This window comes from Streptomyces sp. NPDC056628 (assembly GCF_042792555.1).
GTDB lineage: Bacteria > Actinomycetota > Actinomycetes > Streptomycetales > Streptomycetaceae > Streptomyces.
Genome location: NZ_JBHTWG010000002.1, coordinates 210,048 through 221,626 on the forward strand (window position 1 = coordinate 210,048; position 11,579 = coordinate 221,626).

Annotated in this window: 12 protein-coding genes; 7 read left to right on the forward strand and 5 right to left on the reverse strand. The window is 71.6% G+C overall.

Going from position 1 to position 11,579, the window contains the following annotated elements:
• Positions 1-20 precede the first annotated feature (20 nt).
• The 4 genes from ACFRAC_RS04325 to ACFRAC_RS04340 all read left to right on the forward strand — a co-directional run bounded on the left by ACFRAC_RS04325 (position 21) and on the right by ACFRAC_RS04340 (position 4,228).
• Positions 21-2,537, forward strand: a complete 2,517-nt coding sequence (locus ACFRAC_RS04325; protein WP_382920424.1) for a nitrate- and nitrite sensing domain-containing protein — start codon at positions 21-23, stop codon at positions 2,535-2,537.
• Positions 2,534-2,971: a roadblock/LC7 domain-containing protein gene (locus ACFRAC_RS04330; protein WP_382920427.1), complete on the forward strand. Its 438-nt coding sequence runs from the start codon at positions 2,534-2,536 to the stop codon at positions 2,969-2,971. Before ACFRAC_RS04325 ends, ACFRAC_RS04330 begins: the two co-directional genes overlap by 4 nt.
• A 22-nt stretch (positions 2,972-2,993) precedes the next feature.
• Positions 2,994-3,407: a DUF742 domain-containing protein gene (locus ACFRAC_RS04335; RefSeq protein ID WP_382920430.1), complete on the forward strand. Its 414-nt coding sequence runs from the start codon at positions 2,994-2,996 to the stop codon at positions 3,405-3,407.
• 215 nt (positions 3,408-3,622) lie between these two features.
• Positions 3,623-4,228: an ATP/GTP-binding protein gene (locus tag ACFRAC_RS04340; protein WP_382920432.1), complete on the forward strand. Its 606-nt coding sequence runs from the start codon at positions 3,623-3,625 to the stop codon at positions 4,226-4,228.
• A gap of 36 nt (positions 4,229-4,264) precedes the next feature.
• Here ACFRAC_RS04340 and ACFRAC_RS04345 read toward each other — a convergent pair whose 3' ends face one another.
• Positions 4,265-4,693, reverse strand: a complete 429-nt coding sequence (locus ACFRAC_RS04345; protein ID WP_382920435.1) for a PPOX class F420-dependent oxidoreductase — start codon at positions 4,691-4,693, stop codon at positions 4,265-4,267.
• Between the two features lie 95 nt (positions 4,694-4,788).
• On the opposite strand from ACFRAC_RS04345, the gene ACFRAC_RS04350 reads away from it, so the two are divergent.
• Entirely contained in the window at positions 4,789-5,202 is a 414-nt protein-coding gene (locus tag ACFRAC_RS04350) for a roadblock/LC7 domain-containing protein (RefSeq protein ID WP_382920438.1), read from the forward strand.
• A gap of 126 nt (positions 5,203-5,328) precedes the next feature.
• Positions 5,329-6,234, forward strand: coding sequence for a DUF6397 family protein (locus tag ACFRAC_RS04355; RefSeq protein WP_382920441.1), 906 nt, complete (start codon positions 5,329-5,331; stop codon positions 6,232-6,234).
• Here ACFRAC_RS04355 and ACFRAC_RS04360 read toward each other — a convergent pair.
• Both ACFRAC_RS04360 and ACFRAC_RS04365 read right to left on the reverse strand, forming a co-directional pair.
• The gene (locus tag ACFRAC_RS04360; RefSeq protein WP_382920445.1) at positions 6,221-7,090 is read right to left on the reverse strand and encodes an acyl-CoA thioesterase; all 870 of its coding nucleotides are present in this window, start codon (positions 7,088-7,090) and stop codon (positions 6,221-6,223) included. The genes ACFRAC_RS04355 and ACFRAC_RS04360 overlap by 14 nt on opposite strands.
• A 19-nt stretch (positions 7,091-7,109) precedes the next feature.
• The gene (locus ACFRAC_RS04365) at positions 7,110-9,623 is read right to left on the reverse strand and encodes a DUF3516 domain-containing protein (protein ID WP_382920448.1); all 2,514 of its coding nucleotides are present in this window, start codon (positions 9,621-9,623) and stop codon (positions 7,110-7,112) included.
• Positions 9,624-9,768: 145 nt separating this feature from the next.
• Here ACFRAC_RS04365 and ACFRAC_RS04370 point away from each other — a divergent pair, with 145 nt between their 5' ends.
• A complete protein-coding gene (locus ACFRAC_RS04370) occupies positions 9,769-10,563 on the forward strand; it encodes a metal-dependent hydrolase (protein WP_382920451.1) in 795 nt (264 codons plus the stop codon).
• Positions 10,564-10,616: 53 nt separating this feature from the next.
• Here ACFRAC_RS04370 and ACFRAC_RS04375 read toward each other — a convergent pair whose 3' ends face one another.
• Positions 10,617-10,880, reverse strand: coding sequence for a type B 50S ribosomal protein L31 (locus tag ACFRAC_RS04375; protein WP_361345910.1), 264 nt, complete (start codon positions 10,878-10,880; stop codon positions 10,617-10,619).
• Between the two features lie 126 nt (positions 10,881-11,006).
• Positions 11,007-11,477, reverse strand: coding sequence for a DUF5709 domain-containing protein (locus ACFRAC_RS04380; RefSeq protein WP_382920455.1), 471 nt, complete (start codon positions 11,475-11,477; stop codon positions 11,007-11,009).
• Positions 11,478-11,579: the final 102 nt, after the last annotated feature.

Sequence of the window (11,579 nt, forward strand, 5' to 3'; positions counted from 1 at the left end):
CACTCCCGATCGAGGAGGCCATGCGTACCCCCCGTAGCAGCACCGCAGCCGACGCCGGAGCCCCGTCCCCGCCTCCCGTGCGAGGACGCCGCGCACACGCCGGACCGCCGGCCGACGAAGGCCCGGAGGACTCACCGGGCGCGAGTTCCGACACCGCGCCCCCGCGCGCCCTGCGTCCCCGCACGGTCCGCGCCAAGGTCGTCTGCCTGCTGATGGTCCCGGTCGTCTCACTGCTGGCCCTGTGGGCCTTCGCCACCGTCACCACGGCGCAGGACGTCGCCCGGCTGCGCCAGCTCCAGCGCGTGGACGACGCGATCAGGGACCCCGTCACCGCCGCCGTGGCCGCGCTCCAGGCCGAACGCACGGCGGCGGTGCGGTACGCGACCGATCCGTCCGCAGGCCGTGCTGCGGACTACAGGAGGCTGGCGGAGGACAGCCGCGAGGCGGTGGCGAAGCTGCGGCTCGGGGAGCGCAACACGGTCGCCGACGGCGAGGAGTTCCCCACCGGGGTGGCCCCGCGGCTCACGACCTTCGTGACGGGCGCGGAGCGGCTGAGCGTGGTGCGGGACGACGTCCTCGACCGACGCTCCGGCTGGCAGGGGACGTACGGGCAGTACACGGGGACCATCGAGAGTGCCTTCGCCGTGCTGGGCGCGCTGACCGGCGTCCAGGACGCCGAACTCGGCTCCGACGCGCGCGTGCTGCTCGAATTCGCCCGCGCGGGAGAGGCGCTCGCCCAGGAACAGGCGGTGCTGGACAGTGCTCGCCTCGCCGGACGCCTCGACGGCACGCGGCTGAGGCTGTTCACCGGCGCCGTCAGCACCCGCCGTACCCTCACCGGCTCCGCCGTCGCCGATCTGCGCGGCACCCAGCGCGCGGCCTGGCGGCGGCTCGCCACCGGCGACGACTACGCGGCCGTCACCGCCCTGGAGGACACGGTCACCGCCACCCGGCCCGGCTCGCCCGCGCCGACGGCCGACGCGGGTCCGGGAGCCGGCTGGAGCGCGGCACACGCACGCGTGCAGGGCGCGATGCGCACCATCCAGCAGGACGCCGGACGCGCGGTCGCGGGCCGCGCCGACCCGTTCACCCGGGGGCTGCTCACCCCGGCCGGCGCCGCCGTGCTCTTCGGTCTGCTCGCCGTCGCCGCCTCGCTCGTCATCTCCGTGCGCATCGGGCGCGGACTCGTCGTGGAACTGGTGACCCTGCGGGACACGGCTCTGGAGATCGCCCGGCACAAACTCCCCGAGGCCATGCGGAGACTGCGCGCCGGTGAGGAGATCGACGTCCGCAGCGAGGCGCCGCCCGGGCCGCCGGCCGAGGACGAGGCCGGACAGGTCGGCGAGGCCCTGAACACCGTGCACCGTGCGGCCCTGCGGGCGGCCGTGGAACGCGCCGAACTCGCCAGCGGCGTCTCGGGGATCTTCGTGAACCTCGCCCGCCGCAGCCAGGTCCTCGTGCACCGCCAGCTGACCCTGCTGGACAGCATGGAGCGGCGCAGCGACGACCCGAACGAACTGGGCGACCTCTTCCGGCTCGACCACCTCACCACGCGCATGCGGCGCCACGCGGAGAGCCTGATCATCCTCTCCGGTGCGGCTCCGGGGCGAGCGTGGCGGATGCCGGTCTCCCTCACCGACGTGGTGCGCGCGGCCGTCTCGGAGGTCGAGGACTACGCGCGCGTCGAGGTACGGCAGCTTCCCGAGGCGTCCGTCCTCGGCGCGGCCGTCGCCGACCTCACCCACCTCCTGGCCGAACTCGTCGAGAACGCGGCACAGTTCTCGCCCCCGCACACGCGTGTGCGCGTCACCGGCGAACCCGTCGGCAACGGGTACGCCGTCGAGGTCGAGGACCGCGGCCTCGGGATGGGCAAGGAGGCCCTGGCCGAGGCCAACCGGCGCATCGAGCAGTCCGAGGCGCTCGACCTGTTCGACAGCGACCGGCTCGGCCTGTTCGTGGTCAGCCGGCTCGCCGCCCGGCACGGCATCAAGGTGCACCTGAGCACCTCGCCGTACGGCGGCACCACCGCCGTGGTGCTGCTGCCCACAGCCCTGCTGCACGACGGCCCGGCGGAACGTTCCAGCCACGACGCGGCCGGCGCCGAGCGGCCCGCCGAACACGACTACGCGCGCGTGCCCGTCACGGAACGGCGCCAGGAGTCCGTGCCCACCACCGCCGAACGCCCCGCCCTGATGGCGCCCGCGCCACCCGCGCCCGAGCCGACCCGCACCTCACCCCCCGGAGTCACGACGTTGCGACTTCACCGGCCCCCGGACGACTCCGGCGTCACCGACGACCTGCCACGCCGGGTCCGGCAGGCGAGCCTCGCGCCCCAGCTGCGCGAACGCCACGCCGACGACCCCGCGCGGACCGCACCGGCGGAACGGCCCGACCACGGGCGCACCCCCGAAGTCGTCAGGGACCGCATGGCCGCGTACCGCGACGGGTGGGCGCGCGGCGGTGGCAGGCCGTCCGGCCGTGGTACCCCAACCGATCCCGCAGAACGCCACGACGGCAGCGAAGGAGATTTCGCATGATCCCGGACCCGAGCATGAGGGCCGCCGGCCGGTCCGGCGAACTCGACTGGCTGCTGGACGACCTGGTGACACGGGTGAGCGAGGTGCGGCACGCCGTCGTGCTCTCCAACGACGGGCTCGCGGTGGGCTCGTCGTCCGATCTGCGCCGCTCCGACGCCGAGCATCTCGCCGCCGTCGCCTCCGGGTTCCACTCGCTGGCCAAGGGCACCGGCCGCCACTTCGGGGTCGGCGGAGTGCGCCAGACCATGGTCGAGATGGACGACGCCTTCCTCTTCGTGGCGGCGGCGGGCGACGGCTCCTGCCTCGCCGTCCTGACCGCGGTGACCGCCGACATCGGTCTGGTGGCCTACGAGATGGCACGCATGGTCAAACGGGTCGGCGAGCACCTTCACACCCCGACCCGCACCACCACCCGGCCGCCCGCCGGGGGATGAGACGGAAGGGCGGCCGGCGCAGATGAACACGCAAGACCCGGACACCCGGCGCGAGCAGGGCAGCCAGTGGTACGACAACGAGGCCGGGCCCCTGGTGCGCCCGTACGCGATGACGGGCGGACGCACCAGACCCGGCCCCAACGGGGTGAAGTTCGACCTGATCGCCCTCGTCACCCTGTCCACCGCCGCACCCGGCACCGACGACGACAGCACCCTCGGGCCGGAACACCGTGCCCTGATCGAACTGTGCCGGCCGGAGACCCAGTCGGTCGCGGAACTGGCGGCGGGCGCCGACCTGCCCGTCGGCGTGGTCCGGGTGCTCCTGGGCGACCTGCTGGAACGCGGGCGGGTCACCGTCAGCCGTCCGGTACCCCCCGCCCACCTGCCCGACGAACGCATCCTGCGCGAGGTCATCGAGGGCCTGCGTGCGCTGTAGCCGCCGGACGGAGACGGGAGGGCGGGGCGCGAGATTTCCGAACCCAGGCGGTCCCTACGGCCCCCCGCGTGCACCCGTACGGACATCGAACAGGTACGAGACGGTCGCATCGGGCAAAAAGCGATCCAACCCCACGAAGAGGAGAGGCCGTTGTCATGATGCTGACTTCGCGCAGTGACGTCGACCTATGCCGGCACTCCAGAGAGAAGTGAGCGATGGTCTCCGAGCACTCCGACGCCTTCGACGGCGACACGTCCGCCCTGGCGTTGAAGATCCTTGTCGCCGGCGGGTTCGGCGTGGGCAAGACGACCCTGGTGGGCGCGGTCAGCGAGATCAAGCCGCTGCGCACCGAGGAACTGCTCAGTGAGGTGGGGCAGTCGGTGGACGACACCGACGGCGTGGACCACAAGGTCACGACGACGGTCGCCATGGACTTCGGGCGGATCACCATCCGGTCCGGCCTGTCCCTCTACCTCTTCGGCACCCCGGGCCAGGACCGCTTCTGGTTCCTGTGGGACGAACTGTCCCAGGGCGCCCTGGGCGCCGTCGTCCTCGCGGACACCCGCCGACTGGAGGACTGCTTCCCCGCCGTCGACTTCTTCGAGCACCGGCACATCCCGTTCGTCGTGGCCGTGAACTGCTTTCCCGGCGCCCGGGCGTACGGCGTCCAGGACGTCGCCCGCGCCCTGGACCTGGACCAGGGGACACCGGTGGTGATCTGCGACGCCCGGGACCGCGACTCGGGGAAAGAGGTACTGATCCGCCTCGTCGAGTACGCCGGGCGGATGCACACCGCCCGGCTGCTCGACTCCGTGGGCTGACCGGCCCGCCCGGTCCCGGCCGCGCACGACGCCGGATCAGTCGGCGACGTCGCGCTCCGCCAGCACCTTGTCGATCGCGACGCGGACCAGGAGTTCGCCGGGCACGCCGTTGCGGGCCCCGAACTCCTCGGCGCGCTCCTCACCCATGTAGCGCGCCCCGATCCGCCCGGCCCAGTGCTTCAACTCGTCCAGATCCTCCGACACGCGCGCGCGGCCCTGGATCACCACGAAGGCGTACGGCGGACGGTCGTCGTCCACACACAGCGCCACCCGGCCGTCACGGACCACGTTGCGGCCCTTCACACTGGACGCGGAGGTGTTGAACACCAGCTCGTCGCCGTCCAGCAGGAACCAGATCGGTGCCACGTGCGGGCTGCCGTCGGCCCGCACCGTGGAGAGTTTTCCGGAGCGGGTGCCCTGCGAGACGAACGCCCGCCATTCGTCCTCGGTCATCTTCTTCGCCATGCCCTCATCCTCCTTGCCCGGGGGCCGGATGGTCCGCAATGGTGTCGAAGAGTTCCTCCGTGCCGGAGGACTCATCTACACGGGGAGACCGGACCATGGCGCAGAACCAGAAGCTCGGGTGGCTGCTGGACGACCTGACACAACGCGTCGATCACGTGCGGCACGCGCTGGTGCTGTCGAACGACGGGCTGGTGACCGGAGCGAGCAGGGGGCTGAGGCGGGAGGACGCCGAGCACCTCGCCGCCGTCTCGTCCGGACTGCACAGCCTGGCCAAGGGCTCGGGACGGCACTTCGGCGCGGGCAGGGTCCGCCAGACGATGATCGAGTTCGACGACGCCGTCCTGTTCGTGACCGCCGCCGGGTCGGGCAGCTGCCTGTGCGTGCTCAGCGGCGCGGAGGGCGACATCGGCCAGATCGCCTACGAGATGACCCTGCTCGTCAACCGGGTGGGCGAACATCTCGACGTGGATGCGCGGCTGCCCGACGTCGCCCCTTTCACAGACCTCTGACCTGCTGATTCGTCCACCCCGACGGAGTTGTCCACAGGCCCGCCACGACGGGCGGCGACCGGGCTACATTTCTGTCACGACGCACGCACCGAGCGTGACCGATCGACTCCACGGGGGAGACACAGCATGTCTGGCGACACCATCACGACACCACACGGGCGTCCCTTCACACCGAGCCGCGCGGCGCGGGACCTCGGGCTCCGGCGAAGCGATCTGGACCTCGCCGTGCACCTCGGTCTGATCCGGACGGTTCCCGACGAGGGAGGGGGCGGCGGCCGCCGCGTCACCCGGTCCGAGATCGACCGGGTGCGCTCGGCGCAGGGATTCCCGGAGTCACTGCTGGCCCGGGTCGAGGTCGTGGGCACGGCCGAGGCCGCGCGGCTCCTGGACGTACCCGCCGGCCGGTTCACCCGACTCGCCCGCCTGGGCCTGGTCGTCCCCACCACGTGGTACCTCAACCGGTACCGCGCGGTCGTCTGGCTGTACCTCGCCGAAGAGCTGAGCCGGTTCGCCGCCGACGAGGAGAACGTCCCGCTCCTGAAAGCCCGCCGGATGCCCGAGGGTCCGCGGGCCCTGCTGGCCGCGGGCGTCGACCTGCGGCCGCGCAACTGGCGGGGGCGGCACCGCGGGTTCCTGCTCCGCCAGTCCGACGGCCTGTGGGGGAGGGCCGGAGCGTTCGCCGCGTTCCTCGACCCGGCCGAGATCGCGACGGCCGTCCCCGACCCCTTCGAGCGGTCCCATCTGAACCGCTTCCGGCCAGGGCCCCCGGTGACCGGTGCCCCGGGATCCCCCACCGCGCGCATCGCCGAGCGGATCATGACGGCGGACGACGCGGACGAGGTCGGTCTGCTGAGGACCGAGCTGACCGCGCTCGTACGGGAGGCGCGGGAGGCGCGGCCCGCACCGCTCCCCACGCCACGACGGGCTCCCGCCCGGCCGCGGCCCCTCGCACCCCCGGTGGGAGGACCGAAGGCACCGCGCGGGCTCCTGGGCCGGTTCCGCCGCCGGCCTGCCGCGGCTAAAGCGCCCTGAACAGCCCTTCCTGGACGACCGACACCAGCAGACGGCCCTGCCGGTCGTAGATCCGGCCCCGGGCGAGTCCCCGTCCGCCGGTCGCGATCGGTGACTCCTGGTCATAGAGGAACCACTCGTCCGCCCGGAAGGGCCGGTGGAACCACATGGCGTGATCCAGCGACGCCATGTCGAAGCCCCGCGGACCCCACAGGGGCTCGACCGGGATACGCACGGCGTCCAGGAGCGTCATGTCGCTGGCGTACGTCAGCGCGCAGGTGTGCACCAGAGGGTCGTCGCCCAGCGGTCCGACCGCGCGCATCCACACCGCGCTGCGCGGTTCGGCGCCCTTGACCTCGTCCTCGGTCCAGCGCAGCCGGTCGACGTAGCGGATGTCGAAGGGCTGGCGCCGGGCCATCCGCTCCAACTGCTCCGGCAGCGCGCCGAGATGCTCACGGATCTCGTCCGCGACCGTCGGCAGCGACTCGGGCGCCGGGACCTCGCGGGCCGGCGGCAACTGATGCTCGAAGCTTCCCTCTTCGGGCTTGTGGAAGGAGGCGGTGAGATTGAAGATCGTGCGGCCCTGCTGCACTCCGGTGACCCTGCGGGTCGTGAACGACCTGCCGTCCCGGACCCGTTCGACCTGGTACACGATCGGCACACCGGGACGCCCCGGGCGCAGGAAATACGCGTGCAGCGAATGCACGGGGCGGTCGCCCTCGGTGGTGCGTCCGGCGGCGACCAGCGCCTGGCCGGCCACCTGGCCGCCGAAGACCCGCTGCAAGGACTCCTGCGGACTGCGGCCGCGAAAGATGGTGACCTCGATCTGCTCCAGGTCGAGCAGGTCGACGAGGCTTTCCGCCGGGTTGGTCGTCATGGGTGTGTCTCTCCTGAGGTCACAGCTGGCCGACGTCGGTGACACGGACGACCGCGCGGCCCTCCGCGTCGGATGCCGTGAGGTCGACCTCCGCACTGATGCCCCAGTCGTGGTCGCCGTTGGGGTCGTCGAAGATCTGACGCACCCGCCACAGCCGGTTCGCCGGCTCCTCCTCGATCACCAGGAGCTTGGGGCCGCGGGCGTCCGGCCCGGTGCCGAGGTCGTCGTACTCGTCCCAGTACTTGTCCAACGCCTCGCCCCAGGCCTCGGCGTCCCAGCCGGACTCCGCGTCCAACTCGCCCAGTTCCTCGACCTGGTCGAGCGCGGCGAGCTCCACGCGCCGGAACATGGCGTTGCGGACGAGGACCCGGAAGGCACGGGCGTTGGTGGTGACCGGCTTGACCTCGTCGGCCTTCTCCTGGGCCTCCTCCGCGGTCATCACCTCGGGGTTGGCGAGCTGCTCCCACTCGTCCAGCAGGCTGGAGTCGACCTGGCGCACCATCTCCCCGAGCCACTCGATCAGGTCCTGCAGGTCCTCGGACTTCAGATCGTCGGGGATGTTGTGGTCGAGGGCCTTGAAGGCGCTGGCGAGGTAGCGCAGCACGATGCCCTCGGTCCGGGCCAGCTCGTAGAACGACACCAACTCGGTGAAGGACATGGCCCGTTCGTACATGTCCCGCACGACGGACTTCGGCGACAGCGGGTGGTCGCCGACCCACGGGTGGCTCTTGCGGTACGTGTTGTACGCGTGGAAGAGCAGCTCCTCCAGGGGCTTGGGGTACGAGATGTCCTGCAGGCTCTCCATGCGCTCCTCGTACTCCACGCCGTCCGCCTTCATCGCGGCGACGGCCTCGCCCTTCGCCTTGTTCAGCTGGGCGACGAGGATCTGCCGCGGATCGTCCAGAGTGGACTCCACGACCGACACCATGTCCAGGGCGTACGACGGCGAATCCGGGTCCAGCAGCTCGAACGCGGCCAGCGCGAACGTCGACAGCGGCTGGTTGAGCGCGAAGTCCTGCTGGAGGTCGACCGTGAGCCGGACGACGCGGCCGGTGGCGTCCGGTTCGTCGAGCTTCTCGACGATGCCGCCGCCCAGCAGCGACCGGTAGATCGCGATCGCGCGCCGGATGTGCCGCAGCTGCTGCTTGCGGGGCTCGTGGTTGTCCTCCAGCAGGTGCCGCATCGCCTTGAACGCGTTGCCGGGACGGGCGATCACCGAGAGCAGCATGGTGTGCGTGACCCGGAAGCGGGACGTCAGCGGCTCCGGCTCCGAGGTGATCAGTTTCTCGAAGGTGTTCTCCGTCCAGCCGACGAACCCCTCCGGGGCCTTCTTGCGGACGACCTTGCGGCGCTTCTTCGGATCGTCGCCGGCCTTGGCGAGGGCCTTCTCATTCTCGATGACGTGCTCGGGTGCCTGCGCCACCACGAAGCCCGCCGTGTCGAAGCCGGCCCGCCCGGCGCGCCCCGCGATCTGGTGGAACTCGCGGGCGCGCAGCGTACGGACCCGGCTGCCGTCGTACTTGGTCAGGGCCGTGAACAGCACCGTGCGGATCGGCACGTTGACGCCGACGCCGAGCGTGTCGGTGCCGCAGATGACCTTCAGCAGTCCGGCCTGCGCCAGTTTCTCCACCAGACGCCGGTACTTCGGCAGCATGCCGGCGTGATGGACGCCGATGCCGTGCCGGACGTACCGGGACAGGTTCCGGCCGAACTTGGTGGTGAACCGGAAGTTGCCGATCAGCTCGGCGATCTGGTCCTTCTCCTCGCGCGTACACATGTTGATGCTCATCAGCGCCTGCGCCCGCTCCACGGCCTGCGCCTGTGTGAAGTGCACGATGTAGACCGGAGCCTGCTTGGTCTCCAGCAGTTCCGTCAGCGTCTCGGTGAGCGGCGTGAGGCGGTACTTGTAGGAGAGCGGCACCGGCCGGGTTGCCGAGCGGACCACGGCGGTCGGCCGGCCCGTGCGCCGGGTCAGGTCCTTCTCGAACATCGAGACGTCGCCGAGCGTCGCCGACATCAGGATGAACTGGGCCTGCGGCAGTTCCAGGATGGGGATCTGCCAGGCCCAGCCGCGGTCCCCCTCCGCGTAGAAGTGGAACTCGTCCATCACGACCTGGCCGACGTCGGCGTGCTTGCCGTCGCGCAGCGCGATCGACGCGAGCACCTCCGCGGTGCAGCAGATGATGGGGGCGTCGGCGTTGACGGACGCGTCGCCGGTCAGCATCCCGACGTTCTCCGTGCCGAAGAGCTTGCACAGCTCGAAGAACTTCTCCGAGACCAGTGCCTTGATCGGCGCGGTGTAGAAGGTGACCTCGTCACGGGCCAGCGCCGCGAAGTGGGCGCCCGCCGCGATCATGCTCTTGCCGGAGCCGGTGGGCGTCGACACGATCACGTTCGCGCCGGAGACCACCTCGATCAGCGCCTCCTCCTGATGGGGGTAGAGCGTGAGACCACGCTCCCGGGCCCACGACTCGAAGGCTTCGTAGAGGGCGTCGGGGTCGGCGGTCGTCGGCAGCTGATCGATGAGGGTCACCCACCCATCTTGCCTGCCCGGTGCCCGCACAGGGGAATCGGCTGCGGAGACGAAGATCGCGAACGCTACGCTGTGTCGCCGACCGCAGGTCAGCGGACTCGGTCAACTGGACAGCGGCACACGAGGAATGGGGCGGGCTACGGCCATGATGGGACCAGCACACTCACTGTCGGGGGCCGCCGCCTGGCTCGGCGTCGGAGCGGCCGCCGCTGCGACGGGCCACGGGATGCCGTGGCCGGTGCTCCTCACCGGTGCGCTCATCTGCGCCGGAGCCGCGCTGGCACCCGACCTCGACCACAAGGCGGCCACCATCTCGCGGGCCTTCGGACCGCTGTCCCGCTGGCTCTGCGAGATCATCGACAAGCTGTCGTACGCCATCTACAAGGGCACGAAGAAGCCGGGCGACCCCCGGCGCTCGGGCGGCCACCGCACACTGACCCACACCTGGGTGTGGGCGGCCCTCATCGGCGGCGGCACCTCGGCCCTGGCTTTGGAGGGGGACCGCTGGGCGGTGCTGGCGATCCTCTTCGTGCACCTGGTGCTGGCCATCGAGGGCCTGCTGTGGCGCGCGACGCGAGGGGCGAGCGCCGACGTGCTGGTGTGGCTGCTCGCCGCCACCAGCTCGTGGATCCTCGCGGGTGTCCTCGGCAAGCCGGGCCACGGTTCGAACTGGCTGTTCACGGCACCGGGCCAGGAGTACCTGTGGCTGGGCCTACCCGTCGTGCTGGGTGCCCTGGTGCACGACATCGGGGACGCGCTCACGGTGTCCGGCTGCCCGATCCTGTGGCCCATCCCGGTGGGACGCAAGCGCTGGTACCCGCTTGGCCCGCCGAAGTTCATGCGCTTCCGGGCCGGCAGCTGGGTGGAGCTCAAGGTGCTGATGCCGGCGTTCATGGTCCTGGGCGGCGTGGGCGGCGCGGCGGCGCTGAACGTGATCTGACCGGGCCACGGCCCCGTTCCTCCGGTCGCGGGCCCCGCCGTCCGGAGGCCGGGTCAGCTGCCCTGACCGGCTCCGCCGCTCCCGTACCGCCGCTCGAACGCGGCGACGCGGCCCTCGGTGTCCACGGTGCGGGCCTTGCCTGTGTAGAAGGGGTGACTCTCCGAGGAGATCTCGACGTCCACGACCGGGTAGGTCTCGCCGTCGTCCCACTCGATGGTCTGCTCGCTGGTCGCGGTGGACCGGGTCAGGAAGGCGTAGCCGGCGGCGCGGTCACGGAAGACGACCGGGTGGTAGTCGGGGTGCTTGTCCTGCTGCATGCGTACTCCTCAGGTGGCGGCGTCGGGCCGGAGGTGGAGGTCTGGGAGCCGAGGTGCGGGCCGTCCCATGAGGGCACCGGGGGACGGGGACCGCGGGTGACCGGGCCGTACGGACCGGGCTCGTCGTCAGCCGGACACGGCGTCCCCGTCGATGGTGTGCACCGCTGCCTCCTCCGCGGACGCGGCCGCTCCGTCGATGCCGACGTCGGTGGCGACGAGCGCGCTCTCCTCGTCCTCGTGGGCACCCTCGTCCGGTGCCACGAGGCGTCCGGAGCGCCTGTACCCGACCTCCTTGTCGAGCGGTTCCCCGTCCGTGTCCTTGGCGTCCCCCACGTCGTCACCGTCCGGGGGGGTGAGGTCGGGTATCTCCTCGGCGAGCCGCAGGTCGAGGGGCTCGCCCCGACGGGCCTCGGCGGCGGTGACGCCGTAGTGGTTCACCGCCCAGGGACGTTCCGGAGGGGACCAGCCGCGGTCCAGCGGATCGTCGACGCCGTCGTCCTCCAGGGTGTCCTCGACGTCGAGGACACCCGTGTCCTCACGCTGCTCGTCGTTGTTGGGCTGGTAGACGTCGTCACCCCATCCATCGGCGCTGTTCACGGGTACCTCCAGGTGGTGGGGAAGGGCCCGAGGTGTCACCGCGGCCGACGGCGTGACGCCGCGACGCGGGACACAGGGCGCACCCGACGCGAACCGCGAGGT